We start from the raw sequence: 26,360 nt of genomic DNA, 5'->3' as shown, positions 1-26,360 counted from the left end.
TCAACGATCCGGGCGCGGCACCCGCCGGAAGCTGCCTTCAGCCAAGAACGTCCACCCCCGACCGGACGCAGCACCCTTGATCAGGAGATGGCGATCGTCCGCGGCGCCGAGTATCCGACCGCGTTGAGCCAGGTGCCACTGCGAGCGATCCGCATCTCGTAGGTCCCGCGCGCGGAGAACGTCGTCGAGAATGATGAGACACCCGAGGAGGGCGCCGCGATCGTCTTGACGGTCCGCCAGGTCGTCGTGCCACGGACGCGTGTCTGGAGCGAGACCGTCGCGCCGGACTGGTACGGGTAGCTGGACGCTTTGATGGTCACCGTGCGGGAGCGGTACGCCGTCGTCGGCGCGCTCGTCACGAAAGCAGCGGCGACCGAGGTCACGGGCGTTGTGCCGCTCGCCCAGGTGACTCCGGGTGCCGGCGTCCCGTACGAGACTCGGAGGTGGCCGTTGGCGCGGCTGGTGTACGACAGGGCGGCCACGCCGCCGGTCGTCGTCTTCGCCGAGGCGACCGTCACCCAGCTGGTCGCACCCGCCTTGCGGAACTGAAGGTTAAGCGCGACACCGGCGGGCGACGCCACCGGGCCGGACCCGCGGTCATCCGTGAGCCGGATGGTGACGTTCTGTGTGGAGCCGTAGCGCGTGGCCGGTGCACTGATCGCCGACACCCGGCGGTACGCGTACACCGGGAACGACCCGGTCGCGGTCTCCCAGTACCAGTCACCGGCATCGGCTGTCACCGTGTACTGAGCGGTCCCGGCGGCTCGCGGCGTGAACGAGGCGCTGCCCGTTCCATGCGGGCTGCCGCACGGGACGCACCAGCTCCCGAGCGTCCGGTAGTCCGTCGGGTCCTTCAGCTCCCCATCGATGGACTTGATGACCCGGCCTGCCGGTGCGTCGGCGGTCGCGGTCACCGTGGTCTGACGTCCGACGAAGGCCACCTGCGGCGTGACGCGGATGCCGAGCGTGACCACGTCGTAGGACGTGGTGGCCGGGCTGCCGACCTGCACCGCCAGCGACGTCGACACGAGCATCCGGGCAGAGACCGTGTGGTGCCCGGCGGGCGCGGCGTCCAGGCCCACCAGCCGCGTCGCGGAAACGTCAGAGGACGTCAGCGTCGTCGGCCACCACTGCGTGTCGTCGCCGGGGTTGACCACGACCCCGTCGCGGGAGACCTCGACGTACCCCACCTGCCTGGCCAGCGGCCCGCGCAGCGTCACATTCATGGTGTGTCCCTTGCCCAGCAGCTCGGGCTCGGGGTTCTCTTCGAGCGTCATGGGGGGTGCGTGCCGCACCACGACCTCGCCCTCGGGCCACGGCCCGGGCGCGTACCAGCCCTCTGCGCTGCGGCCGCGGGTGACGAGGTAGTACGTGCCTTCCGGGTAGCTCGAGAAGTCGTAGGTTGTCGAGGTCGTGTAGCCAGACGGCGTCGACGTCCACTCGAGCACCCGCCGGTCCAGCACCGTGGCGTAGTCGGGCCACGCGGCGGGCGACATCGGTACTAGCCTGGCCTCCACCGTCTCGCCCGGCAGCGGTGTCCCGCCCTGGGGTTGGACCGTGCTGCGCTCGGTGTTGACGACGAAGGTCACCGTCGAGTCCACGACGAGCGAGCTGTACCCGGACGTGTTGGGCGTCGCGGTGGTCTGGCGCAAGACCGTATGCCGGAGGGCCGGGAGCTCGTAGTAGACGTACGTGCTCGCCTGCTCGAGGCCAGCCGCGGTCGTCCACGAGTATCCGAGGGAGGAGCCGATGCCCGTGGATGGCTGAGCGAAGTCGCCACCCGGCGCCACCGGCACGTCGACGCGGCAGGGGCTGGCGCACTCGGGGCTCGTGATCTTGCGGGTGACCAGGGCTCGGTCATAGCCGACGGTGAGGGTGGTCTCGTCCTGCGCTCCGAGGTCGACGTCGAAGGTCGCGGTGAACCCACCGCCCACGGTGGACCCGGGCGTCGGTGATACGAGCGTGACGTCGGCGGCACCAGTCCCGCCGACGAGAGCCGTCGCCGCGGGAGCGGCGGAGAGGACTGGCAGGCCAGAAAGGGACAGGGCGACCAGCGCGACGAGCGCGGCGCGCACCGAGGTGCGTGGCATGGGACGAGAGACCTCCGACGGGGACGTTCCCGGTCGGAACGCACAGGCGGGATCGTACGTGATGCAAAGCCCCATCCCGACATGTTCTGACAGATCGCCCTAGTAGCGATCCGGCCTTGCTCGACGGGCGGTGGCCGTCACGCCGGTGCGGCGAGCATTGGCTACGCCTCATGGCTGTCGGTTGACGTGTTGATCACGCAGACGCGGGGCCTATGTGAACGCTCGTGCCACCTCGGGTCAGGTGCGCAGGCGGGCCGTGTGCGTTGCCAGCCAACGCGTCAATGCCGCATGGAATGTGACATCCCGGTAGACGACGCCTGTGAGGTCATCCCTGGTGGGCGGCTACTCGTCCGACTCGCTGGCGGAGGTGTTGCTCGCCGCTGCGGATCGGGTCCAGTCGACGAACCCGTGGGCCATCTGATCCACGAACACGGCGACGCAGGCACCGACCGCGAACAAGGACCCGATGACAAAGAAGAACGTCCGAAAGTCAGTCAGGCCCGAGGCGCCGAAGAGGATCGCCAAGCCGTATCCAATGAGCAGAAAAAGGAAGGCGTAGGTGAAGCCGTATCTCATGTGTCGGTTGTTCACGGCCTCCATGCCCTCCCGAGGGGTGTCCTCGTAGATTCGTCTGCGGTGCACGAAGTAGCCACCAACGAGGACAACGACCAGACCCCCGACGACGCCGGCGAGCGAGTTCGACAGCGTGTCCCACCAGAACGTCTCCGGCATCTCTCCCATGTCCGGAGTGTGCCCTGCCGGGGCACCTGGCGCGATGACTTCCGCCCTGATCTGAGCCCGCGACGCTAACCCCTCCCGCTGCGCACCCTGCGCGGCATGGGTGGATCTCCTTCAACAGTCCCGTTCCGCAGCGTCCAGGTGTGCCCCTGCATGGTCGCGCCCCTCAACGAGCTCGTCAGGTTGACCGGCTCCGCATTCAAGGTGTCCCAGATCCCCGGGTTCGGCTCCTACCAGGACGGCTCGTCCGAGGCCGACGGCGCATGCCCGCGGAGTACGTCGACACCCGTGTCCGGGCCGTCCGCCACTTGGGTGGGAGTGCACGTCGACGTCGAGTCTCCGGGCTCACAGACGGCCCAGCGACAGTTGGCCGACGAGACATGCCGGCGAGGTAGGCCGCGTTGCCCGTTGGGCGGCGCGACCAAGTTGGCGTGTCTCAATCGCTAAGACGTAAAGACGACACTGCTCGGCTGTCTCGGCGTGCGCCCGAGGCGGGGACGTGCGGGTCGCCGCCCGCACGATGCGGGGCAGGGACGGCTTCTTCGCTGAATTGCTCGCCACGTCGCCGGCGGACACCGGTTCCCGACGGGCAGCCCGCTACCTCGGATGCCGAACCACCTTCCGCGGGCCGTGCGACGCTTGACGTTGCGGGACTGGTGGTCGATGGCCACGGCTGGCGCTCGGTTCGAACCGGAACCTTCGCGCTACGAGTCAGACCTCTCGTTGCTTCCCGTGGCCACCGGCTGCACCTCATGGCTCGCGTCAGTGCCCGGTCGTTGGTTCGCGTTGGTGCTCATCGTCGCGCTGCTGCGTGGCAAAGGCGGACGGTAATGCGGCCCTGGACGCCGAAAGCCCGAGAGTGACGAGCACTCTCGGGCACGGACGAGGCTGTGACCAGCACTGATGAGTGCGCCGCCAGGGACTCGAACCCCGAACCCAGTGAGTCTCGGAGCACATCAAGCGTCACTGCCCGTCCGTGCCCGCAAAGGGCACTTGACGTGCCGGTATGCCGCTCTTCATGTTCTCGTCGTGTCGCGTCTTCCCTGCTCGTTTCTCGTCCAAAGGCGGACGGTTACGCGGCCCTTTGGGATGCGTGAAAGGATTGCGGAAAGGCCCGCCACTGATCGGAGCGGCGGGTGCTTCGGTCGAGGCGGCGACCCGAGCCCGACTGCCACCTGACGGCGCGCATCAGGATCCGGCCACGCTACTGCCGGGCCATCGCGACCCGTAGTCGCTCGTCGGCGAAGACCAGGCGGTCGGCGTCGTCCTCGACCTCTGCGAGGTCGAGCTGTACCCACTCGATCTTGCCGTTGAAGCGGCTGCCGTGTGGGGTGTAGTCCGGTGAGACCGGTGAGGCCGTGTCCGAGCCCACGTCGCAGGTCTCGTCGCCCGAGAAGATGATCGGGACCGTGGCCTCCACCCGCCCGTCTCCGATCCGGTCTCCGTCCACGTAGAGCGTCACGGTGCCGCCCTTGCCCAGGCCGCCGCCGTCGTAGGTGAACTCCATGCGCAACTGGTGGTCTCCGGCAGGAATCTGCGTGCCGGCCTCGATGGTGAAGCGGTGCAGGCCCAGGAAGTTGTAGTGGTAGGTCGGCTTCCCGGACTTCACGTAGAGGCTCCAGCCGCCGAACGCGCCGCCCTGGGAGATGACCACGCCCTCGGCCCCACCTTCTGGGATCTGGAGCTGGGCGGTCACCGAATGGGACTTGTTCTTGATGTTGAGCACGCAGTTCTCACCAAGCCGGCTCATCCCGCCGAACAGCAGCTGGGTGTTTCCTCGCACGAGCGTGGGTCGCCCGACCAGATCGGAGTTGAAGCGCTCGACTCGACGGTCATCAAGGGGCAGCACGTTGTACTTGCGGGCCTCCTGCAGGAACAGCTGCTGCAGCTCGGCCAGCTTTTCCGGCATCTCGGCCGCCAGGTCGTTGGTCTGGCTCCAGTCGGCCGACGTGTCATACAGCTCCCACACGTCGTCCTCGAAGCTGGGCAGCTCACCGGTCAGCACCCACGGGGTCGAGTGCCGGGTCACTGCCGCCCAGCCCTCGTGGTAGATGCCGCGGTTGCAGAACATCTCGAAGTACTGCGTCGTATGCCGGTCCGGTGCCTGCTCGTCATCGAACGCGTAGACCATGCTGACGCCCTCGTAGGGCTTCTGCTGCACCCCTTCGACGGTCTTCGGCTCCGGGATGCCGGCCGCCTCGAGAACCGTCGGCGCGATGTCGATCACGTGATGGAACTGCTGGCGCACCTCGCCCCGCGAGCGGACCCCGCCCGGCCAGTGCACGATCGTGCCGTTGCGAGTGCCTCCCCAGTGCGACGCGACCTGCTTGGTCCACTGGTACGGCGTATCCATGGCGTGCGCCCAGCCGACGGCGTAGTGGTTGTACGCCTCTGGGCCGCCGAACTTCTCGAGCTGGGCCGCCATGAACTCGGGCGTCTCCAGGTGAGCGGCCCCGTTGAAGACGAACAGCTCGCTGAACGTTCCCTGGACCGTTCCCTCGGCGCTCGCGCCGTTGTCACCGATGATGTAGAACACGAGCGTGTCCTGCAGGACGCCGAGGTCCTCGAGCGTGTCGATCAGTCGCCCGATGTGATGGTCGGTGTGCTCGAGGAACCCGGCATACACCTCCATCTGCCGCGCGAGAACCGGCTTCAGCTCCTCGGGCATGTCCGCCCAGGCCGGGATCTCCTCATGCCGGGCCGTGAGCCGGGTCTCGGGCGGCACGACCCCGAGCTCCTTTTGGCGCGCCAGGATTTCTTCGCGCAGCACGTCCCAACCCTGGTCGAACCGGCCCCGGTACTTCTGCGACCACTCCGGCGGCACCTGGTGCGGCGCGTGGGCCGCGCCTGGAGCGAAGTAGACGAAGAACGGCTTGTCCGGCGCCAGCGCCTTCTGCTGGCGGATCCACGACCGGGCCCGATCGGTCATGTCCTCGGTGAAGTGGTATCCCTCCTCGGGGGTCTTCGGGGGCTCGATCGGTGTCGTCCCCTCGTACAGCGCCGGGTAGTACTGGTTCGTCTCCGCCGCCACGAAGCCATAGAAGTACTCGAACCCGCCGCCCCCGGTCGGCCACGCGTCGAACGGGCCGACGGGACTGGTCTCCCACACCGGCACCTCGTGACACTTGCCGAACTGCGCCGTCGAATAGCCGTTCAGCTTCAGGGCTTGTGCCAGCGGTGCGCACGTGTTGGGGCGGACCGAGTTGTACCCCGGCGCCGAGGTCGCGATCTCCGTGATCCCGCCCATCCCCACCGTGTGGTGGTTGCGCCCTGTCAGCAGCGCCTGACGCGTCGGCGAGCACAGCGCCGTCGTGTGAAACCGGTTGAGCTTCAGCCCATTCTGAGCCAGCCGTTCCGCGGTCGGCATCGCGCAGGGGCCACCGAACGCGCTGGAGGCGCCGAAGCCGACATCGTCGAGCAGGATGACCAGAACATTGGGCGCGCCCGGAGGCGGTCGCAACGGCTCGATCGCCTCGAACTGTGCCGCCGGATCCCTCGCGTCCTCGTACACGGGCCCGGCATACGGCCGGTGCGGGATCGGAAGGTCATCACGAATCAGCTCTTGCGCCATCTCGGCCTCCTGGTCGCCTGAGACGATCACGGCAATTCTGTTGCTCGGCGCCAGGCCCCTGCAACACCGGGCACTAACCCCGATGTCCAAACCGCGCTCGTGGCAGCCGTTCCGCCCGTGGCCGAAGAGCCGTTGACAGGCCCCGCGGGCGGCAGTTCCCTGACTGAACAGGCCGCTGGTCCAAGAGTGTGCGAAGCGGAATCCAGCAGGAAGGTAGTCAGATGGCTTCCAGGAGCGACTCATCGGAGCTGGGAAGTACGGCGTACGAGCTCTTCATCGCGGCGCTGTCGGTGTTGTCGCTGGTCAACCTGGTGTTGGTCATCGTGATGACGCACTCGGCCGCGCGCGACGTCGTGCTCACCATGGATCTGTTGCTGAGCGTCATCTTCCTCGTCGACTTCCTGGTCCGGCTCAAACGCTCACCGGAGCGGGCGCACTACTTCCTCGGTGGATTCGGTTGGGCAGACCTGCTGGCCAGTCTTCCGCTGCCCGAAGCCAAGCTGCTGCGCATCTTCCGCCTCGTTCGCGTCGGGCGCCTGATCCGACGGCAAGGACTGGGCAGCCTGAGGCGCAGCCTGGGACAGGATCTGGCCGGGTCCGCCCTGTTCACGTTGCTGTTGGTCGCGATCCTTGTCCTAGAGTTCGGCAGCCTGCTGATGGTCCGACTCGAGAGCGACCAACCCGGGGCCAATCTGACCAACGCGGGCGACGCGCTGTGGTACGTCCTGGTCACCATGTCGACCGTGGGATACGGCGACCACTACCCCATCACCAAAGCCGGGCGAATCCTCGGCGCCATCATCATCGTCCTGGGCGTCGGCATCTTCGGAACCCTTACCGGCTATCTCGCCAACCAGTTCCTGAGTCCTCGACGGCGGCGTGCAGCCGAACAACCCGCGACAACCTTGTCCGAGGCACGTGCTCAGATCGGTCAGCTCAAAGAGCTACTCGTCCAGCAGCAAAGAGCACTCAACCAGCTCGAGGCGGCGCTCGCATTGGCCGATGGCAGCACGGGGAGACCCGGGCCTAACCCGCCACCGGCGTAAGCCCCACGAACAACATTTGACGACCGGCTCACGACGAGCCGGGCGATACTGCGATCGGCGCATACCCCGATGACATGGGCGACGAACAGCCCGACAGCGAGTCCGGGTCGCAGCGGACGTCGAGCGCGGCGCTGCTCAGCGATCGTGGGCACACGCCGGCTTGTTAAGCAACCCCTTGCACGCGGCATCTCCGCTCAGCACCTCCGCACTGGGGCCGCGACTGGCGGGCAGAGCTAGGCACGGCGCGGCCCACGGCACCGGCAACATCTGCCGTTGGCCCGAGCTTGGTTGGGCCAGTAGACAGTGCGCATGGTTTCGCATGAGCTTGTGGTCGGGGATGCGACACTCCGCGGCCGAGCCGGTCGCTGGCAGATCGGCATCGACGACGGACGCATCACCGCCGTAACAGAAGACTCCCTCACCGGCACTGAGGAGATCGACGCGGCTGGCGGACTGGCCACCGAGAGTTTCGTCAACGGCCACATGCACCTGGACAAGGTCTACACCCTGGACCGAGTCGGAGACGCTGCGTTGACGGCGTACACCTCTGGCGGGATGGGGTCCGCGCTCCACTCGATCGAGCTCGCCTCGGCCGTGAAGGCCTACTACGACCGGGCCTGGATCGAGCCGAACGCACGCCGTGCAGTCCTGCAGGCCGTGCAGTACGGCGTACGCCACGTGCTTGCCTTCGCCGACGTCGACACCAGGGCCAGGCTCGAGGGCATCATCCCGCTCATGGCGCTGCGTGAGGAGTTCCGGGGCGCGGTGGACCTGCAGGTCGTGGCGTTTCCGCAGGACGGGCTGCTCTGCGACCCGGGCGCCGAGGACCTGGTGCGCGAGGCCGTCGAACTGGGTGCGGACGTGGTCGGCGGGATTCCCTGGATCGAGCACACCGACGGTCAGGCGCGCGAGCACGTACGGCGGATGTGCGCGCTCGCCGCGGCGCACGGCCGCCGCGTCGCCATGCTCGTCGACGACGCCGGGGACGCGACCCTGCGCACCACCGAGATGCTCGCCGAGGCGATTATCGAGCACGGGCTCCAGGGCCGGGGGGTTGCGAACCACGCTCGAGCGGTTGGTCTGTACGGTCGCCCCAGCCTCGAACGGCTGGCCGGCCTGGTGAAGCGTGCAGGGCTGGGATTCGTCAGCGACCCGCACACGGGCCCGCTGCACCTGCCGGTTCGCGAGCTGACCGCGACGGGCGTGCCAGTCGCGCTGGGCCAGGACGACATCGAAGACGCCTACTACCCCTTCGGACGGCACAACATGGCCGAGGTCGCCTTCCTCGCAGCGCACGCACTGGAGGCGGTCGACAGCTCGGGGATCGACCTGGTCTACGACGCCGTCACCACGACCGCGGCGGACGTCCTCGGAGTGGTCGGCCACCGACTGTCCGAGGGCGGCAACGCCGATCTGGTCATCCACCACCACCGGACACTGCGGGAGGTCGTGGGCCACCACGACGCGCCGGCGCACGTGATCGCCTCTGGCCGCCTGGTCGCGTCCTCCACGTCCTCAACGACCTTCCGACTCGACGGAGGAGTGCACTGACCATCGACGGCCAGGCACAAGGGCGAGACGCGTGCTGGCGAGCGCCGAACGTCGAACCCCGAACCTGCACGTTACGAGTCAGACCGCTCGTTGCTGCCCGTCGGTGCCCGGCTGTACCTGATGGCGCGCGTCAGTGCGCGGTGGTTGGTTTGCGTTGGTGCTCGTCGTCGCCCCGTCGCGGGGCAAAAGTGGACGATAAAGCGGACCCTGACAGCCAAATGCCCGAGAGTGACGAGCACTCTCGGGCATCAACGAGGCTGTGACCAGCACTGATGAGTGCGCCGCCAGGGACTCGAACCCCGAACCCAGTGATTCGTGCGTACCGATATGTGCCCGAGCGTGATTCGTGCGAAATCCGTTGCGTACCAGCGGATCTAGGTGCGCCGAACCTAGCGTCGTCTGCCAACGGTTGAGAGCTCATGCCGTCCAAAAGCATGGGGTTTGGCATGGCAGGGGCCGCGCCAGGCGTGTCGCTCATTCGCGCGATGCAGCAGAAGCGGGCGGTCAGATCTGCCGGAACCGAAGAGTCTCAGGCCCCAGTTGGGACAACAGCTCTGGGTGTCGTTCCATCGCAGCCTCGACAAATTCGGCCACCAGGGCGGGCCCGAGTCTGAACCCCTTGGTTGTGCGGATCTTCTCAAGGGCGGCCGCCGCACGATCGACGACAGGATCCCTCGGGTCGGTGGCATGGCGGTTTCCGAGCCAGTCCGCGAACGCGCTCATGGCTTGGAAGACGCCCAGCTCCCCGCCCTCATCGAGAAGCAACGCGCGGAAGGCCGCTTCGAACTCGGGAACGTCCTGACGAACCTTGAGAATTTCGGGCGACGTAGAGGCCAGGCTCTCGTCATGCGGGTCCGTTTGCACGCCCTGAGTTTGACACCTTGAGCGTCGCTGTCCGTGGGATCGGTCGCTCGGGCGAGCGCCCACTGATCGGCTGACTGACTGCGGTTGACGCGCCCGCCGCGCACGCTTGTCGCGGCAAGGGAGAGGCACCGAACCGATAGCGGAGCACAAGAGCCTGACGGAGTGGCCGGGTCAACGGTGGCCGTAGGCCATCACGTGTGACGCGTAGCGCCGTTGACGCGGTCCGGAGTCGGGCGGATGCTCAAGCGTCGGGTCGGCGGCTCGGAGGTCAGGCGCCTCGGGAGGGATCCCGGCGTGGCCCCCGGGTATCCCGGCTGGCGTGGCCGGTTGGCGGTGGGGGTGCGCGCAGGCGCGCCAGCGCCGGAGCGCGGGGGTCCCTGCCGTTGGCCGGCGATGAGCCAGCCGGTCGGCGCGGCGGAGCCGCGCCCTTGATCTCATAGAGCCCTGCTCAGCAGCACATCATCTGCCGGGGTGTCCTGTGCCAGGGCGGCTCGGTGCGCGGGAGCATCGCCCTGATCGGCACCTCAGCCGTGGTCTGACCAAAGGGGCAGGAGGCCCTGATGATGATCGTTGGCGGGCTAGATCTGCACAGGAAGGAGATCACGTTCGCCGTGGTGGTTATGGTGAAGGGCGCCTGTCGGCGCGGCCCGGTTCCACGGCGGAACTCGTTCCGGTGGTTGCTTGACGCCTGGCCGTGGGAAGGCGTGTATCTGGTGGTATGGAGGGAGCACGGACTGACGCGTTGTTGTCGAGGAATGCCAGCGCCCGGAAACTCTTGAAGTCCGTGTTTACCAAAACTTGGACGATCCTTAACTACTCTTTACTGTGCTCAAGCCTGTCAGCCCTCTGATCGTGATGTATGTTGTGCCTGCCCTATACGCGGTTCGGGCCCAGAGCGATCGGCACTTGAATGTCCGTCGAGCCTCTTTCTTTCGCGTTGTGGCCCTCCTTGACGCCGCGGGTAACGCACCGTTTCTATTGATGGGGGAAGAGATGAAGGATCGACATTCTCTAGCTGCCGCAGCAATTCTTGCTGTGGTGATGCTCGCCGCGACGGCCACTGCGAGCTCAGCGTCGCAAACTTCTCAGGCTTCAAGCCAACTGAGTGTTCCCAACTCGTCCCAGGTCGTAGTCACCGACGAGGGAGACATTCGAGACGCTGATGGCCGAGTAGTCGGAGGATGGAAGGAGATATCTCCCGCAGCGGGAGAATCAGCCACGGCCACGATGAGTGCCGACTCGTACACCAAAGTGTATGTTGGCGATGGCGTTTGGGAATATGGCGTCTATTACGACAGCGCAGATCGCAAGCACTGTTGGTCGAAGTACTACAACATTTACTACTACCACTCTGCGACGGCGCAGATGAATACGACCCTCAAGGTGTACGCTTATCAATTTGAATACGCTGACGCCCACCTGACCGTCGCCGGCGCCTTCGCGCAAACCTGCAAAGTCTATTGGTCCAACTACCACTGATCCACGAGGCGCGAGCGCCTGACTGGCCGGATCCCGGTCGGACTGCGGCGCTGCGGCAGGAGCACATGCTTGCCACGCCGGGGGCCTTGCTGAGCACATCTGGAGTCCAGGCTGACGACCGATGGCATCCGCGCTCCGGTTAGTGGAGCTAGGATCATTGGCTGGACAAGGGAGCTACTTGGTGGGTGGTCAAGAGCGCAATGGTCGGGCACGCTCGACATTGAGCTGGACTGGCGTCCTTCTCATCTCGGGCGTGCTCGGCATACTCTCCATCCTTGCCGGCGCACTCGGTTCACCGTATGGCGGCCATGCGCTCAACCCTGGTCGGGGTGTGTTGTGGGTCGAGTACCTGAGTGCCTGGCTAGGAGCTGTTTGGGCTTGGGTTGGCCTGAGTTTCGTTATTGGTTGGTTCGCCCCTAATGCCTGGGCGGCTGCTATACGAGGTACAGCCGGGCTCATCGTGGCGATAGGGATCTACTACGCGACTAAGGGGGCTGTTGGAGTCACGGGCGGGATTGAATTACAGGCAATACGCGGATGGGCGGGGCCAGCGTTCGTGGCGGGCCCGACTGCCTCACTGGTGGCATACCAAGCGCGAAGGGCAGCATGGTGGTCGCTACCGTTGGCTCTCGGATTCCCGATGCTGATGGTGATTGAGGCCCATCTCCGTCCGACGGGGCCTGACTATCTCCGGCCTATGTCTCAGTACGTTGTTTATGGCATGGCGGCGGTGATTGCGATCATCCTGCTGTTCAGGACCTGGCGACGGTATGGGCTGACGAAAAAAGCCGGAAACTCGTAAGTCTGGGCTGGTGGGACACTGATTGCGAAGATTCATGCCCGCATCAAGGAAAAGCAATGAATGCGAATGATTCCAGATCGGGTTCGGACGATGATCGTCCGACCGAGTCTTGGCGGTTCGGGGCAGGGTCCGGGACATATCGCTTTAGTGCGGAAGACATGGCTGCTATCGGTGGACTGCGAAGGGGGACCGCGATGTTGATTGGAGTCGGTGGCCCGGTAACTGGTTCGCGAATGCTGCTTTGGCGTCCGCAGGTCAGCATCGGTCGCGGGCCAGAGTGCCTGGTTTGGCTTCCGCATCGAACGGTATCCCGCGTTCACGCCACCTTGGTCCGGCGCGACTTCGCTTACGAACTCATCGATGCAGGTTCGTTGAACAGTACGTTCATCAACCGAGAGCGTATAGATCGGACCGTCCTGAGTAATGGCGATGAGATACAGATTGGCGCCTGCCGATTCATCTATTTCGAGGGATCAGTTGAATGACGGAGGCGCGCTCAGCGTTGGGCAACCCGGTCGGCAAACGCAGCGGCGCTGTCAGTTCCGACCACTAGTGCCGTCGTGAGAGGTGAGAGGAGTGTGGATCTGCCCCTTCTTACCTGTCCTGTGACTGCTCCTGGGACTAGAGGTTGTCCCGGCTCGCTAATTGTGATGTATCTGGGAATTGTCTGACAAGAGTCTGGACGTGCACTGCTTGCCGGGCGCGCCCTGCACGCTTGCGGTCCCTGGACGCCTCTCCCCTCAGCAGCCGCGAGCGATGGCACACGGTGTCAGGCCTGGCGCGTCGTCGACCCGACCCGGCCACTTGAGTATGCGCTGGCCTCCATTCCTAGGGATCGCTAACCCACGGACCGCGCCCGAGGTGCGCATCGTGGTGGCAAATCATGTTCAGCTCCACAACCTCCAAGACGTCGCTCTAGGCGTGTCTTCTGTTTGCCCTATGGTGGGTCCATGCGTGGGGCGGGTGACGCACTGTCGGTGGGAGAGCGGATTGCCTTCTACCGACGTCGTCGTGGGCTCACGCAGGCGGTCTTGGCTGGCTTGGTCGGCCGGTCCGAGGACTGGCTGAGCAAGATCGAGCGCGGCGACCGCCCGGTGCGACGTCTGGACGTGCTGGCCGATGTGGCCAAGGCGTTGCGCGTCAGTGTGGGCGACCTGCTGGGGCAGCCGGCTCTCCTCGAGGACGATGCGCAGCGTGACGACAACGTGCCAGCGGTTCGTGATGCACTGATGGCGCCTCGTCGGTTGTCCCGGGTGCTGTTCGCGGACAAGAAGGCTCAGCAGGTCGATGCCGAAGCCACAGCGAGGCTCGCGGAGAACTGCTGGGCGGATTTCCAGGCCGGGCGCATTGGCAGGGTCGTCACGGCCTTGCCGACGCTGATCTCGGCCGCCCAGGCACTGGAGGACCTGGCCTCGCCGTCCTCTCGTGAGGGTTGGGCGGTGTCGGCGCGGGTGCATCACCTCGTCGCGTCGACGATGTCCAAGATCGGTGAGGCTGACTTGGCTTGGATCGCGGCTGAGCGTGCGATGCAGGCCGCCGACCAGTCCGACAATCCGTTGGTGCTGGCGTCCGCAGCACGGTCAGGGACGCATGCGCTGCAGTCAGTCGGTCGGTACGACGACGCGATGCAGCTCGGCCAGACGGCCGCCGCGTGGTTGTCTCGTCAGGTCAACGATGGCGACGAGGAGGCGCTGAGCCTGCTCGGCATGCTCTTCCTACGCTCAGCCTCCGCCGCCGCACGCCAGCAGGACCGCAGCGAGACGCGGGGACTGCTTGCCCAGGCGCACCAAGCCGCAGACCTCCTCGGTCGTGACGCGAACCATTGGCAGACAGGCTTTGGGCCGACGAACGTACGGATTCACGAGTTGTCCACGGCGTTGGATCTCGGGGACGTCTTGGAGGTCGTCGAGCACGGCCCGGAAGTCCCGCTTGACGATTTGCCCGTCGAGCGGGCGGCGGCGCACCAGATCGACGTGGCGCGTGCGCTCAGTTATGTCGCGCGTGATGACGAGGCGATGGCGTCTCTGCTCGATGCCGAGGCCAAGGCCCCGCAGTTGGTCCGCCACAGCGCCGCGGTGAGGGAGACCGTTAGGACGATGTACCGACGCACGACGGCAACCTCGGCTAGGGCAGAACCTATGCGCGCTCTGGCCCTTCGCTGTCGGGCGGTCGAATGAGTGCCATCGCACTGGTGGCCGGCGCTGCAGGGGGAGTTGAATCGATCGCTCAGTCGATCGTCAGGCCGCTGGTCGAACGTGGGCACACCGTGGGTGTGACGCTGACACCGACGGCGGCGACGTGGCTGCAATCGGCCAACCTGATCGACGAGCTCGAAGGTCTGACCGGCCTACCCGTCCGCTCAGAACCGCGGCTGCCCTCGGAGGCAAGTCCGCACCCCAGGCCCGACGTGTTTGTCGCGGCTCCGCTTTCGGCGAGCAGCGTTGCGAAACTCGCCCTGGGCATTGCTGACAACCAAGCGCTCACGTCGCTGTGCGAGAACGTGGCCACCACACCGATGGTGGTGTTCCCACGCGTCAACGCTGCGCACGCGCGTCAGCCTGCCTGGTCGGCACACCTCGCGGCGCTGCGATCCGTTGGGGTGAGGCTGGTTTACGGCGAGGACGTTTGGCCCTTGGCCGAGCCACGCGCAGCTGCGCCCAGTCGCTCCCTCCCGTGGGCAGCGATCATCGCCGCCGCGGAGGCGCTTCTCTAGAAGGCCACATAGGTACCCGGACAGTTTGTCCGGGTGATCCCTTGCGCCCGGACTTCAGATGGTTTCACGGCCCGACCAGTGGCCTGCGAAACCAGACGGAAGGCAGGGCAATGTCGTTCTACACGGTAGACAGCAAGCGTCAGTCGATGCGGTCGACGGGGATCGTCAACGAGGTCAAGGAGTGGGAGGAGAGGGACGGCCGCCGGCGTCCGAGTGAGACGCAGGCGCGGGACGAAGCGACCGGGATGCTGCTGTGGCAGATCGAGGTCGTCTACCGGCAGACGTCGTTCGGGCGTGACTCGATGACCACGTCGACCGTCGAGGTCGGATGCCCGCACCGCCCGGTACTGGGGGAGTTCGCGCCGGTCGAGTTCGTCGACCTGACCGTCGAGGTCCGGGTGAACAAGGCCGGTGGCTTGTCTGAGATGTGGCGGGCCGACCGGCTGCTCGACGAGGGCAAGCCCGCCGCCGGTCAGCCGTCGGGTCAGGGCTCAAAGGCGGCTTGACATGACGTCGTCAACAGCGCGCACGTCGATGAGGCCATCGGCGCGGCTGCGTGGGGTTCGGGGGTCGGCTTCGGTCGGCTCCCGCGCCCTGCGCTCGTCAGAGACGGTGGCCCTCCTGCTGCTCGCCATCGCGCGAGGGTGGGGCAGGTGGGCCCGTCGTCACGGCTGGTGGGTGTTCTGGTGCGTCCTACTCGGCCTGTTCGCAGCGATCGTCCTCCACCAGGTCACAGCGAGCCGGGTGCTGCTCGGGGTCGGCACGCTGCCGGGCGTGGTGGTGGCGGTGTGGGAGCACCGGTGGCCGGTGGGGTACGAACGCTGGCTCGCCGGACCGTGCCGCCGGTTCGGGTGGCGCTGGTGGGCTCGCCGCACGTGGCCCACCCTCGCGCGGGAGTGTGGGCTGTCCGTGCAGCGGAACGTGCGGCGCCGCACCTGGGCTATCGCGCGGCGCAACGGGCGGGTGCAGCTCTCGTCGACCGGCACGGTGTCGGAGTGGGTCCCGCCGCGGCTGATGGACGTCGTGGCGACGGGCGACACTCTCACCCTGCGGATCAGGGCGCGGATGGGTCAGACGGTCGAGGACCTTGAGAAGGCCGCCCCGGCGTTCGCCACCGCCGCGTCCGCGGTCTCGTACCGGGTCAAGCAGTGGACACCATCGGTTCTCGACGTCGCCCTGGTCATGCGCGAAGCGCTGGGCGGCACCGCCGAGGCACGTCTGCCGGCACCGCTGGGGCACGACCTGTCCGTCGACACGGTCACCCTCGGCCGACGCCAGGACGGCACCCCGTGGGCGCTACAGGTGAGGGGCAGGCACACCCTCGTCGTCGGCTGCTCCGGCTCGGGCAAGGGCTCGATGCTGTGGGGGGTCTGCGGCGGCCTGGCCCCCGCGGTGCGGGCTGACCTGGTCCGGCTGTGGGGGCTCGACCTCAAGCGCGGGGTCGAGGTCATGATGGGCCGGCACCTGTTCACCACCGTCGCGGTCACCCCGACCGAGGCCATCGCCACCCTGCGGCGGCTGCTCGCGGTGGTCGAGGATCGGGGACGGGCGATGGCCGGCGTCTCCCGGCTCCACCAGCCCCGGCCGGGGGACCCGCTGCACGTGCTGGTCATCGACGAGCTCGCCGCCCTCACCGCCTACAGCGACAGCGACACGAAGCGCGAGGCGTCACGGCTGCTGGCCGAGATCCTCACCCAAGGCCGCGCCCTCGGCGTCGTCGTCTTTGCGTGCGTGCAGGACCCGCGCAAGGAGGTCGTCGGGATGCGGGGTCTGTTCACCCAGACCATCGCCCTGCGTGTCCGCTCCGCGGACGAGACCCGGATGGTCCTCGGCGACGGTACCGCCGCGCTCGCCCCAGCGCACCGGCTCTCGCCCGCGGCCCCGGGGTCGGCGTGGGTCCTCGAGGAAGACGGCACCCTCGACCGGGTCCGGGCCGACTACTGGCCCGACCACCTCGTCCGGCAGGCCGCCGCCACTTACCCAACCCTCGTCGTCGATGACGCCTTCCCGTCCGAATCCGATTCTCCCGTAGACGAATCCACCACGGCGCCCGATGACTCGCCTATCCGTGAGTCGTCGCGGGAAGCGTTGTCATCGCTCGGCTCGGTGTCGCGGATGCCGACCGGGCGCAAGCCACGGGCACCGCGCAAGCCCCGCACTCGTGCCCCGCGGGAGCCCTCGGCCTCATCGATGGCTGGGGGTGACTCGTGATGGCCCGCCTGACCCGGAAGCAGCGGTGGGCCGCGCTCGAACAGGTCTGGTACCGGGCCGCCGAAGCCAGCACCGCTCCCGGTCGAGGCCTGGGCGGGATCGCATGGCAGGCCCTCTCCGCCTGCGGCACCCGGACCGACCTGCCGTGGACCGCTGACTCGGACCGGCTCGGACCGTGGGACGTCGAGGCGATGCGCGCGGTGTGTGCGTCCTGCCCGGTGCTCGCGGAGTGCGGCGACTTCGCGACCCGGACGCATGTCACCGCGGGATGGTGGGCCGGGACACACCGTGACCCCGCCTACGTGCCCCCTCCGCGTCCGGGCTGGGTCAAGGCTCCCGGCACCACCGACGACCGGCCCGCGTGGCAGGGAGTCCTCCCGCTCGGGGGTGCCGCATGACTGCGACAAGCGCCCAGCGTCGCCTCCCTCCCGCTGGGTACCAGGGCGTCACGACCGACATGGCCGTGGCCGCGGCCGAGGGTGCCGGGGTGTGCGTCCGGCCGCTGCTGCGCAAGGTCACCGACCGCGCCACCGGCGACGTCACCACCGTGCCGATCGCCTGTGGTTCCACCCGGGAGAAGGTCTGCCCGTCATGCGCGGACAAGGCCCGACGCCTGCGCATGCACCAGTGCCGCGAGGGCTGGCACCTGACCGAAGACCCACCCCGCCACGCCGACCTGGACAGCGGCCCGGGCGACGACCCCGACGACGAGGAGCAGCTCAAGAACGGGCCCGACGATGACGAGCCGGGGGAGGGTGCACGGCGGGTGCGCTCGACCCGGCACCTGCCCGGCTTCCCCCACCTGCCCACTATCCCGGTAGAGGACCGCACCATCGGCCAGGCGTTCACCGACGACAAGACCGGCCGCACCTACCGACCCTCGATGTTCCTCACCTTCACCCTCCCCTCCTACGGCAAGGTCATCCCCGGCACCGGCGTCCCGGTCAACCCGGCAACCTACGACTACCGGCGCGCGGCCCTGGACGCGCTGCTGTTCCCGCGGCTGGTCGACCGGCTCTGGCAGAACCTGCGCCGCTGCGCCGGCTACCAGGTGCAGTACTTCGCGGCCGTCGAGGCCCAACGCCGGCTCGCCCCGCACCTGCACGCCGCCGTCCGCGGCGCCATCCCGAGAGCGACGATCAAGGCCGTCGCCCGCGCCACCTACGCCGCGATCTGGTGGCCCACGATCGACCAGGTCGTCTACCAGGGGGACTACCTGCCCGGCTGGCACCCCGACCTCGGCGGCTACCTCGACCCCGACACCGGCGAAGTCCTCCCCACCTGGGAGCAGGCCCTCGACCAGCTCGTCGACGAGGACGGCCAGGCGGAGCCGATGCACGTCCTGACCTTCGGCAAACAGGTCGACATCAAAGGACTGCTCGGCGGCACCCCCGACAGCGACCGCGCGGTCCGGTACCTGTGCAAGTACCTGACCAAGTCCATCGCCGACACCTACGCACAGCCCGTCGCCCTGGTCGACGACGAGGAGCACGGCGGCGCCGCGGGCGGCTATGAGCGGCATATCGACCGGTTGCACCGCGAGGTCCGCTGGCTGCCCTGCTCACCGGCGTGCGCGAACTGGCTCCGCTACGGCATCCAGCCCAAGGACCCCGGGCCCGGCCTGATCCCCGGGCAGTGCCCGTCCAAGGCGCACGACCGGGACAACCTCGGCCTCGGCGGCCGCCGCGTCCTGGTCTCCCGGCACTGGTCCGGCAAGACCCTCACCCAACACAGGGCCGACCGGGCCGCTGTGGTCCGCGCCGTGCTCGAAGAGGCGGGCATCGACGCGCCCGAGGCCGACCGGCTCGCCGCCGACGTCCTGCACGATGACGGGCTGCCGCGGTTCGTGTGGGAGGACGTGCCCGTCCGCGAACGCGACTACACCAGCGTCATCGCCGCCTCCCTACGCCAGGCGCAACGCTGGCGCACCCAGTACGAGGACGCCAAACGCTTTGTAGCGCAGCGAGGTTCACCACCCAGTGAGCCTGTGGAAAGTCATTCGGCAAGGACAGAAGCGCTCGCGCCCGGCGCGGCCTAGGGGATCGGAGAAGCCATGACAGACCAGAGCCAAACGCCAGGAACGGAGCAGTCCCGGCCTGCCGCACTGTGGTCGATCGACGACCTCGCGGCATTCCTCGGGGTGCCGGTCGGGACCATCTACCAGTGGCGGACGAAGGGGTATGGACCCGTCGGCGTTCGTGTGGGCCGCTTTGTGCGGTTCCGCCCCGCGGACGTCCACGCCTGGGTCGACGCGCTGGCTGAGGAGGTCGCGTAGTCATGGCTCGTCCTCCGTTGCCGCTGGGTGGCTGGGGCAAGATCCGCACGTATGCATCGGGTGAGGGGAAGTCCAGGCGGTGGCGGGCCGTCACGAAGTACCGGGACTTCGATGGGGTGACAAGGCAGGTGGAGCGCACCGGTCGGTCGGCCGCCGCGGCGGAAACGGCGCTGAAGGCGGCCCTGACGACGTCGAGGCGGACGGGTAGGTCTGCAGAGTTGACGGCCGCGGATCGGTTCGAGAAGGCGGCCCAGCTGTGGCTCTCTGACGTTCGCGGCCTGGCCGAGGCAGGCAAGCGGTCGCCTGGCACGCTGGAGGCATACGAGGGTCACCTCAACCGGCATGTGCTCCCAGCGTTCCGGGGGGTGCGTCTGGGTGAGATCACCGTGCCGCTGATTGATCGGTTCCTCGTCACCTTGCGCCGGAAGGTCGGGTGGTCGACGGCGAAGAGCTGTCGATCTGTTCTGTCTGGCGTTCTCGGCCTTGCGGTGCGATACGGGGTCCTGGCATCGAACCCGATCCGGGACGCGATGCGGGTCGAGGGCAGGCCGACCCGATCGCCGCGGGCCCTGACTCGGGACGAGCGACGAGCCCTGTTCACGGCATTGGCGGCTGACCCTGTGGCACAACGCCTGGACCTGCTCGCCCTAACGCGGTTCCTGCTGGCCACGGGTCAACGGATTGGCGAGTGCCTGGCGGTCGCATGGCTGGACGTCGACCTCGACGCTGCTCAGGTGGAGGTGAACCACACCGTCGTCCGGGTCGCCGGGCACGGCCTCATTCGGAAAGACACGAAGTCGAGCGCGGGGGAGCGGACGCTCATCCTGCCGTCGTGGGCAGTCGCGGACCTGCGCGTGCGGCACGCGAGAGGCGTGAGTCTGGAGGCGCCGGTGTTCCCCGACACCCGGGGTGGACTACGGGACCCGAGCAACACCCGTCGCGCTCTCCGCCGGGCGCTGGACCGGGCCGGCTTCGACTGGGTGACCTCGCACAACTTCCGGAAGACCACCGCGACGGTGTTGGACGATGCGGGCCTGTCGGCGCGGCTGATCGCGGATCAGCTCGGGCATGCGCGGCCGTCCATGACGCAGGACGTCTACATGGGCCGGCGGGCTGTCGACGCGCGCGCGGCGGACGCGCTGGAGGACGCGGTCGACTTCTGAGGTCGACGGGGTTTTGTATGGGTAAAGCATGGCGAAGGCCCCGGAGACTGTGCCTCCGGGGCCTCGTTTCGTGCTCACGAGAGTGCGCCGCCAGGGACTCGAACCCCGAACCCAGTGAGTCTCGGACCGCGTTTAGCGTCGTTGCCCGTCAGTGTCCGTAAAGGGCACTTGACGTGCACGTATGTCGCTCTGCGTGTACTCGTCGTGTCGCGTCCTCTCTGATCAGTTCTCGTTCAAAAGCGGACGGTTACGCGGCCGCGAGAGTCGTCCGTTGCTGTCCAACGAGCGGCACCCTCGAATCTGCCGGGCACACAGGCCCTCAGGTCCCGGCTGGTCAGGTCGCTGCTGGTCGGTAACCGTGCGCCGCCCCTGTGAGCTGGAACCAGACGGCGCTGTTCGGTGGCAGTTTCTCGCCGGCTTCGGCGTGGCTGGCGTGCAGGACCTGGCCGTCGACCGGGGCGCGGACCAGGCGGTCCGTGCAGTTGACGATGCAGGCGAAGCTGTCGCCGCGGGTGAATGCGAGCACGCCGGGTTCGGTGGGCAGCCAATGGAACTCGCCCGATGACAGGTCGGCGAGGCAGCGGCGCAAGGCGATGGCCACACGGTAGAGGTGCAGGGTCGACTCCTCGGAGGTGAGCTGGTCGGCGACGCAGTGGTACGCAAACCACTCGGGCTGCGGAAGCCACGGCGCGGCCGTGGTCCCGGTCGTGGTCCCTGTCGTGGTCCCGGTCGTCGTCCCGGTCGTGGCCGAGCCGGCGTAGGGGACGGGGGAGAAGCCGAACGAGTCGCCGGGGGTGGTGGTCCAGGGCAGCGGGACGCGGCAGCCGTCGCGCCCGCGCCGGCCCCCGCCGGTGCGGTGGTACATCGGGTCGGTCAGGACGTGGTCGGGCAGGTCGGTGACCTCGGGCAGGCCGAGCTCCTCGCCCTGGTAGAGGAAGGTCGAGCCGGGCAGGGCCAGCATGAGCAGGGCGGCGGCGCGGGCGCGGGCGGTGCCCAGGTCGATGTCGCCGGTGTCGGCGCCGGGGGCGCCGCCGGCGTACCGGGTGACCGAGCGGGGCATGTCGTGGTTGTTGAGCACCCACGCGACCGGGGAGCCGTGGGCGGACACGGTGCGCAGGCCGCGCTCGATGGAGTCGTGCAGCTGCTCCGCGTCCCAGGGCGTGCGTAGGAAGTCGAAGTAGAAGCTCTGGTGCAGCTCGTCGGGTCGCTGGTAGGCCGCGAGCCGCTCTGCGTCCAGGACCCCGACCTCGCCGATGAGCACCCGTTCGGCGCCGGTTTCCGCGGTGTACTCCTGCGCGATCTGGCGCCAGCGTCGCCAGACGTCGTGGACCTCGGGCTGGTCCCATGCGTGCGGGTTGACCGGGTCGCCGGTGATCTCGTCCATCAGGGCCAGGTCGTCATCGGGCAGGCCCTCGGCCTTGTGCAGCCCGTGCGCGACGTCGATCCGCAGGCCGTCGACGCCGCGGTCGAACCAGAACCGCAGCACCCGCTCGAAGTGGGCGGCGACTTGCGGGTGGCGCCAGTTGAAGTCGGCCTGCTCGGGGGCGAAGGTGTGCAGGTACCACTGGCCCGGGGTGCCGTCCGGCTCGGTGACCCGCCGCCACGCCGGACCGCCGAAGATGGAGCACCAGTTGTTCGGCGGCAGCTCGCCGTGCTCGCCCCGGCCGTCGGCGAAGTGGAACCGGTCCCGCTCCGGGCTGCCCGGGCCGGCCGCGAGGGCGGCGTCGAACCAGGGGTGCTCGGTCGAGCAGTGGTTCGGCACGATGTCGATCAGGACCTTGATGCCGAGCCGGTGCGCGTCGGCCAGGAGGGCGGCGAAGCACTCGATCGTGCCCAGCTGCGGGTCCACACCGGTGTAGTCGGCCACGTCGTAGCCATGGTCGTGCTGCGGTGACGGGTAGAACGGGCTGAGCCAGATGGCGTCGACACCCAGGTCGCGCAGGTAGCGCAGCCGGCCGCGCACACCCTGCAGGTCCCCGACCCCGTCGCCGTCGGAGTCCGCGAAGGAGCGGACGTACACCTGGTAGGTGACCGCGTGCCGCCACCATACGCGGTCCGTGCCCGGGGCCTGCGCCCGGACCGGGGCCTGGAAGTGCGCCCCGACGGCTTCGCAGGACGGGCTGTTCGTGATGCGTGAGGTGGTGTACATGGCAGGCCCCGGGAGGACTCGAAGTTTCGCTTGCACCCAAGGGTCCTGAGCGGGCGGCGCACGCACACCGGGACAACTACGTATCCCGGTACCTAGGTATCTCGCCTACGTAGCGGTCATCGGTGTTGGGGCGTGGAGCGACGGGCAATGTATTCGCACGACAGCGTCCCGGTGTGTGGCCAAGCTCGAGCAGCGCGCCATACACGACGGCGCTGTCCAGGCGGAGGAGTTCGCGCAGCATTGGGTGCGCCGGCTCCATCGCTTTAGTGAGCATGAATCGCCCGCCCTGGGGCCGCCGGCGAAGCCCCGGCGATCGGCAAGTGCGACATCAACGTGGCGGTTCTCGGCACGATCTGTGCTGGCCGGGTCGGTCGCTGTGAAGTGCGCTGGCCGTGGCGAAACGTGGCGATTCAACCTGTTGAGCGACCCGGATCTTGGTGCTGGCGAACACCTTGACACCAACCTCTGGGCATCACCCACTCCTTTTGCGCCACGAGGCCGGCGGTAGCTCCGGTGGTCTGCCACGGCGAGCGAAGCAACGCCCTTCTGGACCGGAGTGTTGCGCCTGCAGTTCGTTGTACATGACGGGTGGAGCCGAGGATCTTGTTCGGCGGTCCTGGTCGAGGTCGGTCGCGACCCGACGGGCACAGCCATGTCGGCGGTCCCGCCACGCTCGCCGGGTTCAAGGAAGCCGCCCGTCACCGCGTGGCGGTGACGGGCGGCCTGCGCCGGCCGGGTCCGTATGCCGTGGAGCTGGCTGCGGCGTGGGGGCGGCGCGGCGCTAGACGACGAGGTTGATGAGCAGCACGAAGGCGAGGCCGGTGACGGACAGGACGGTCTCCATGAGGGACCAGGTCTTGACGGTCTGGCCGACGTTCATGCCGAAGTACTCCTTGACGAGCCAGAACCCCGCGTCGTTGACGTGGGAGAAGAACAGCGAGCCGGCGCCGATGGCCAGGACCATGAGCGAGACCTGGGTTGCCGGCATCCCCGCGGCCAGGGGCGCAAGGATGCCGGAGGCGGTGACGGTGGCGACCGTGGCGGAGCCGGTCGCGAGCCGGATCAGGACCGCGACGAGCCAGGCCAGCAGCAGCACGGAGATGCCGCTGGTGCTGATCCAGTCGGCCAGCAGCTGGGCGATGCCGGTGTCGACGAGGGTCTGCTTGAAGCCGCCTCCGGCGGCGACGATGAGGATGATGCCGGCGATCGGGGCGAGCGAGCTCTCGAGCGAGGTGGAGACCTGCTTGATCCCCATGCCGGCGCCGCTGCCGAGGGTGAACATGGCGAGGATGACGGCGATGAGCAGGGCGATCAGCGGGGTGCCGAGGAAGTCGAGGACCTGGCGGGCCGGAGTCCCCGTGCCGAGGAAGATGTCCGCCAGGGCCTTGCCGAGCATGAGCACCACGGGCGTCAGAACGGTGAACATCGTGGTGCCGAATGACGGGCGGCGGCCGCTCTCGGGACCGTGCGCCTCGAAGAGGTCCGGTGCGGGCACGTCGACCCAGCGTGAGGCCAGGCGTCCGAACCAGGGCCCGGCGATGGCGATCACGGGGATGGCGATGATGACGCCGAGGGCCAGGGTGATGCCCAGGTCGGCCTTGAGGGCGTCGATGGCCACGAGCGGCCCGGGGTGCGGGGGAACGAGCCCGTGCATGGCGGAGAGACCGGCCAGGGCCGGGATGCCGACCCGGACGATCGACAGGCCGGAGCGGCGCGCCACGAGGAAGATCACCGGCATCAGCAGCACGAGGCCGATCTCGAAGAACATCGGCAGGCCGATGATGGCGCCGACGCCGGCCATCGCCCAGGGCAGGGTTCTGGTGGTGCTGCGGCCGATGATGGTGTCGACGATCTCGTCGGCGCCGCCGGAGTCGGCCAGCAGCTTGCCGAACATGGCCCCGAGCGCGATAAGGATGCCGACTCCGGCGGCCGTGGTGCCGAAGCCCTTGGTGAAGCTGTCCACGACGTCAGCCATGGCGATGCCGGCCAGGGCGCCGACGGTGAGCGAGCCGAGGGTGAGGGCCAGGAACGGGTGCACCTTGAAGCGCACGATGAGCAGGACCAGGACGCCGATCCCGAGCAGTGCGGCGGCGATGAGCCGGCCGGCCGGGATGTCGGGCGGCGCGTCTGCGGCGTGGGCAAGGGCGGGGCCGGCGGTCTGGAGCAGCGGGAGCAGGGCAGTCATGGCAGCGGCGTCGCTTTCGGGGCGAGGAGGGACAGGGACTGCTGGACGAGCTCGTCGACGGGCTGGTCGACCTCGAGGACGGCGCCGTGCTCGTCGGGCTCGAGTGGCTCGAGGGTGGCGAACTGGGAGGTGACCAGGGCGGCCGGCATGAAGTGTCCGGGGCGGCCGGCGACCCGGGCCGCGATGACCGCGGGGTCGCCGTGCAGGTGGATGAAGAAGACCCCAGGGGCGGGCGCGACGAGGATGTCCCGGTAGGCGCGCTTGAGGGCCGAGCAGCTGGCCACGCCCCCGGTCTGGTCGTGTCCGGCCAGCCAGGCGGCGATGGTCGCGAGCCACGGCCCGCGGTCCTCGTCGGTCAGGGGTATGCCGGCCGACATCCTGTCGATGTTCGCCTGCGGGTGGAAGTCGTCCGCGTCCGCGAAAGGGACGCGCAGGCGCTGGGCCAGAGCGGCGCCGACCGTGGTCTTGCCCGAGCCGGAGACGCCCATGACGACGACCAGGGGTGGCGGGTGCGGCGGGTGGTGGTGCTGATGTGTGTTCATGGTCAGGACTCCTTCGTCCGGCTCGAACCTCGTCGTCGAAGCCGTGGGACCAAGAGTGACGCAACAAGGCTTACTTATCAAGACACTGTGACCGATAAAACAGATTTAAAGCGTTCAGCGGTTCAACTTGGCCGATCTATGAGAGCCTGACTTCATGCGGGGATACGAGGGGACCAGCGTCCGTCCGGCCCTGCATGCGAGCGTCCTGGACGACCTCGGGCAACAGATCGTCTGGGGGAAGCTGAAGCCGCACGACGTGCTTCGAATCGACCAGCTCGACGAGCAGTACGGCGTTTCGCGTTCGGTGGTCCGCGAGGCGGTCCGAGTTCTGGACTCGATGGGACTGGTCGAGGCTCGCAAGCGCGTCGGGGTCACGGTGTTGCCGCGCTCGCATTGGAACGTCTTCGACCCCCGGGTCATCCGATGGCGCCTCGACGGCCCGGGCCGGGAGCAGCAGCTGCTCTCGCTCGGCGAGCTGCGGCGCGGGTTCGAGCCCGTGGCCGCCGAGCTGGCCGCGACCCACGCCACACCCGAGCAGTGCGGCACGATGGTCGGGGCGGTCATGCAGATGGCGGTACATGCCAAGTCCGGTGACCTCGAGGCATATCTTGTGGCAGACCAGCTCTTCCACGCCACCCTCCTCGAAGCATCCGGCAACGAGATGCTCGCCGCACTGCACAACGTCGTGGCCGAGGTCCTCGCCGGACGAACCCACCACGACCTCATGCCATCAACCCCGAACCCCGCCGCCGTACGCATGCACGGCGACGTCGCCCAAGCCATCCAGAGCGGCGACGCGGCTGCGGCAGCCGCCGCGATGCACGAGATCATCACCGAGGCCAGCGACGCCGTCCGCCAGGCAGACTCCTCAACAGCCGACTGAGTCGCTCGCAGTCCTCTCAGCCAGAGCCGAGCCCCGGGAAACACGTCCTTCTTCGCCGAATGCCGGTCTGTCGCGCTGCATTGGTGACGCCCTTACCA

20 protein-coding genes are annotated in these 26,360 nt (G+C 68.1%); 13 read left to right on the top strand and 7 right to left on the bottom strand.

The features are described 5' to 3' along the window. Positions 1-80 precede the first annotated feature (80 nt). The 3 genes from ACWEOW_RS10020 to ACWEOW_RS10010 form a co-directional block, all read right to left on the bottom strand. Positions 81-2,090: a hypothetical protein gene (locus ACWEOW_RS10020; RefSeq protein ID WP_452269043.1), complete on the bottom strand. Its 2,010-nt coding sequence runs from the start codon at positions 2,088-2,090 to the stop codon at positions 81-83. 342 nt (positions 2,091-2,432) lie between these two features. Then, on the bottom strand, positions 2,433-2,831 hold the full coding sequence (locus tag ACWEOW_RS10015) for a hypothetical protein (protein WP_452269042.1): 399 nt from the start codon (positions 2,829-2,831) through the stop codon (positions 2,433-2,435). 1,201 nt (positions 2,832-4,032) lie between these two features. Next, on the bottom strand, positions 4,033-6,399 hold the full coding sequence (locus tag ACWEOW_RS10010) for an arylsulfatase (protein WP_452269157.1): 2,367 nt from the start codon (positions 6,397-6,399) through the stop codon (positions 4,033-4,035). A 221-nt stretch (positions 6,400-6,620) separates the two neighbouring features. On the opposite strand from ACWEOW_RS10010, the gene ACWEOW_RS10005 reads away from it, so the two are divergent. Both ACWEOW_RS10005 and ACWEOW_RS10000 read left to right on the top strand, forming a co-directional pair. Then, positions 6,621-7,445 carry an ion transporter gene (locus ACWEOW_RS10005; RefSeq protein ID WP_452269041.1) on the top strand — a complete coding sequence of 275 codons (825 nt, stop codon included), beginning with the start codon at positions 6,621-6,623 and terminating at the stop codon, positions 7,443-7,445. 309 nt (positions 7,446-7,754) lie between these two features. Further along, positions 7,755-8,996 (top strand): amidohydrolase family protein, encoded by a 1,242-nt coding sequence (locus ACWEOW_RS10000; protein ID WP_452269040.1) that lies wholly within the window; start codon positions 7,755-7,757, stop codon positions 8,994-8,996. Between the two features lie 504 nt (positions 8,997-9,500). On the opposite strand, the gene ACWEOW_RS09995 is transcribed toward ACWEOW_RS10000, so the two are convergent. Beyond that, entirely contained in the window at positions 9,501-9,860 is a 360-nt protein-coding gene (locus tag ACWEOW_RS09995) for a hypothetical protein (RefSeq protein ID WP_452269039.1), read from the bottom strand. Between the two features lie 825 nt (positions 9,861-10,685). Here ACWEOW_RS09995 and ACWEOW_RS09990 point away from each other — a divergent pair. The 10 genes from ACWEOW_RS09990 to ACWEOW_RS09945 all read left to right on the top strand — a co-directional run bounded on the left by ACWEOW_RS09990 (position 10,686) and on the right by ACWEOW_RS09945 (position 20,503). Then, a complete protein-coding gene (locus tag ACWEOW_RS09990) occupies positions 10,686-11,339 on the top strand; it encodes a lactococcin 972 family bacteriocin (protein WP_452269038.1) in 654 nt (217 codons plus the stop codon). An 858-nt stretch (positions 11,340-12,197) separates the two neighbouring features. Then, complete coding sequence (locus tag ACWEOW_RS09985; protein ID WP_452269037.1) at positions 12,198-12,626, top strand: FHA domain-containing protein; 429 nt, start codon at positions 12,198-12,200, stop codon at positions 12,624-12,626. A gap of 465 nt (positions 12,627-13,091) precedes the next feature. Then, on the top strand, positions 13,092-14,318 hold the full coding sequence (locus tag ACWEOW_RS09980) for a helix-turn-helix domain-containing protein (protein WP_452269036.1): 1,227 nt from the start codon (positions 13,092-13,094) through the stop codon (positions 14,316-14,318). After that, on the top strand, positions 14,315-14,854 hold the full coding sequence (locus ACWEOW_RS09975) for a flavoprotein (RefSeq protein ID WP_452269035.1): 540 nt from the start codon (positions 14,315-14,317) through the stop codon (positions 14,852-14,854). The genes ACWEOW_RS09980 and ACWEOW_RS09975 overlap by 4 nt, the downstream gene beginning before the upstream one ends. Before the next feature lie 110 nt (positions 14,855-14,964). Next, entirely contained in the window at positions 14,965-15,360 is a 396-nt protein-coding gene (locus ACWEOW_RS09970) for a hypothetical protein (RefSeq protein WP_452269034.1), read from the top strand. Position 15,361: 1 nt separating this feature from the next. Further along, entirely contained in the window at positions 15,362-17,065 is a 1,704-nt protein-coding gene (locus ACWEOW_RS09965) for an FtsK/SpoIIIE domain-containing protein (RefSeq protein ID WP_452269033.1), read from the top strand. Further along, the gene (locus tag ACWEOW_RS09960) at positions 17,065-17,463 is read left to right on the top strand and encodes a WhiB family transcriptional regulator (RefSeq protein ID WP_452269032.1); all 399 of its coding nucleotides are present in this window, start codon (positions 17,065-17,067) and stop codon (positions 17,461-17,463) included. Before ACWEOW_RS09965 ends, ACWEOW_RS09960 begins: the two co-directional genes overlap by 1 nt. Beyond that, positions 17,460-19,103, top strand: a complete 1,644-nt coding sequence (locus tag ACWEOW_RS09955) for a replication initiator (protein WP_452269031.1) — start codon at positions 17,460-17,462, stop codon at positions 19,101-19,103. The genes ACWEOW_RS09960 and ACWEOW_RS09955 overlap by 4 nt, the downstream gene beginning before the upstream one ends. A gap of 15 nt (positions 19,104-19,118) precedes the next feature. Beyond that, the gene (locus ACWEOW_RS09950; protein WP_452269030.1) at positions 19,119-19,340 is read left to right on the top strand and encodes a helix-turn-helix transcriptional regulator; all 222 of its coding nucleotides are present in this window, start codon (positions 19,119-19,121) and stop codon (positions 19,338-19,340) included. A gap of 2 nt (positions 19,341-19,342) precedes the next feature. Continuing rightward, the gene (locus ACWEOW_RS09945; protein ID WP_452269029.1) at positions 19,343-20,503 is read left to right on the top strand and encodes a site-specific integrase; all 1,161 of its coding nucleotides are present in this window, start codon (positions 19,343-19,345) and stop codon (positions 20,501-20,503) included. A 334-nt stretch (positions 20,504-20,837) separates the two neighbouring features. On the opposite strand, the gene ACWEOW_RS09940 is transcribed toward ACWEOW_RS09945, so the two are convergent. The 3 genes from ACWEOW_RS09940 to ACWEOW_RS09930 all read right to left on the bottom strand — a co-directional run bounded on the left by ACWEOW_RS09940 (position 20,838) and on the right by ACWEOW_RS09930 (position 25,379). Further along, positions 20,838-22,652, bottom strand: coding sequence for a glycoside hydrolase family 13 protein (locus ACWEOW_RS09940; protein ID WP_452269028.1), 1,815 nt, complete (start codon positions 22,650-22,652; stop codon positions 20,838-20,840). 781 nt (positions 22,653-23,433) lie between these two features. After that, the gene (locus ACWEOW_RS09935; RefSeq protein ID WP_452269027.1) at positions 23,434-24,837 is read right to left on the bottom strand and encodes a GntT/GntP/DsdX family permease; all 1,404 of its coding nucleotides are present in this window, start codon (positions 24,835-24,837) and stop codon (positions 23,434-23,436) included. Continuing rightward, a complete protein-coding gene (locus ACWEOW_RS09930; RefSeq protein WP_452269026.1) occupies positions 24,834-25,379 on the bottom strand; it encodes a gluconokinase in 546 nt (181 codons plus the stop codon). Before ACWEOW_RS09930 ends, ACWEOW_RS09935 begins: the two co-directional genes overlap by 4 nt. Before the next feature lie 154 nt (positions 25,380-25,533). On the opposite strand from ACWEOW_RS09930, the gene ACWEOW_RS09925 reads away from it, so the two are divergent. After that, a complete protein-coding gene (locus ACWEOW_RS09925; protein WP_452269025.1) occupies positions 25,534-26,262 on the top strand; it encodes a FadR/GntR family transcriptional regulator in 729 nt (242 codons plus the stop codon). Positions 26,263-26,360 lie beyond the last annotated feature (98 nt).

The sequence above is a fragment of the Monashia sp. NPDC004114 genome (assembly GCF_053603855.1).
This window is presented reverse-complemented; position numbering and strand designations above follow the sequence as displayed.

Bases quoted from the DNA above. Each gene is read 5' to 3' on its own strand.
- ACWEOW_RS10015 (WP_452269042.1), bottom strand. From the start codon at position 2,831: ATGGGAGAGATGCCGGAGACGTTCTGGTGGGACACGCTGTCGAACTCG.
- ACWEOW_RS09935 (WP_452269027.1), bottom strand. From the start codon at position 24,837: ATGACTGCCCTGCTCCCGCTGCTCCAGACCGCCGGCCCCGCCCTTGCC.
- ACWEOW_RS10020 (WP_452269043.1), bottom strand. From the start codon at position 2,090: ATGCCACGCACCTCGGTGCGCGCCGCGCTCGTCGCGCTGGTCGCCCTG.
- ACWEOW_RS09960 (WP_452269032.1), top strand. From the start codon at position 17,065: ATGGCCCGCCTGACCCGGAAGCAGCGGTGGGCCGCGCTCGAACAGGTC.
- ACWEOW_RS09940 (WP_452269028.1), bottom strand. From the start codon at position 22,652: ATGTACACCACCTCACGCATCACGAACAGCCCGTCCTGCGAAGCCGTC.
- ACWEOW_RS10005 (WP_452269041.1), top strand. From the start codon at position 6,621: ATGGCTTCCAGGAGCGACTCATCGGAGCTGGGAAGTACGGCGTACGAG.
- ACWEOW_RS10000 (WP_452269040.1), top strand. From the start codon at position 7,755: ATGGTTTCGCATGAGCTTGTGGTCGGGGATGCGACACTCCGCGGCCGA.
- ACWEOW_RS09975 (WP_452269035.1), top strand. From the start codon at position 14,315: ATGAGTGCCATCGCACTGGTGGCCGGCGCTGCAGGGGGAGTTGAATCG.
- ACWEOW_RS09945 (WP_452269029.1), top strand. From the start codon at position 19,343: ATGGCTCGTCCTCCGTTGCCGCTGGGTGGCTGGGGCAAGATCCGCACG.
- ACWEOW_RS09950 (WP_452269030.1), top strand. From the start codon at position 19,119: ATGACAGACCAGAGCCAAACGCCAGGAACGGAGCAGTCCCGGCCTGCC.
- ACWEOW_RS09965 (WP_452269033.1), top strand. From the start codon at position 15,362: ATGACGTCGTCAACAGCGCGCACGTCGATGAGGCCATCGGCGCGGCTG.
- ACWEOW_RS09985 (WP_452269037.1), top strand. From the start codon at position 12,198: ATGAATGCGAATGATTCCAGATCGGGTTCGGACGATGATCGTCCGACC.
- ACWEOW_RS09925 (WP_452269025.1), top strand. From the start codon at position 25,534: ATGCGGGGATACGAGGGGACCAGCGTCCGTCCGGCCCTGCATGCGAGC.
- ACWEOW_RS09980 (WP_452269036.1), top strand. From the start codon at position 13,092: ATGCGTGGGGCGGGTGACGCACTGTCGGTGGGAGAGCGGATTGCCTTC.
- ACWEOW_RS09970 (WP_452269034.1), top strand. From the start codon at position 14,965: ATGTCGTTCTACACGGTAGACAGCAAGCGTCAGTCGATGCGGTCGACG.
- ACWEOW_RS09930 (WP_452269026.1), bottom strand. From the start codon at position 25,379: ATGAACACACATCAGCACCACCACCCGCCGCACCCGCCACCCCTGGTC.
- ACWEOW_RS09955 (WP_452269031.1), top strand. From the start codon at position 17,460: ATGACTGCGACAAGCGCCCAGCGTCGCCTCCCTCCCGCTGGGTACCAG.
- ACWEOW_RS10010 (WP_452269157.1), bottom strand. From the start codon at position 6,399: ATGGCGCAAGAGCTGATTCGTGATGACCTTCCGATCCCGCACCGGCCG.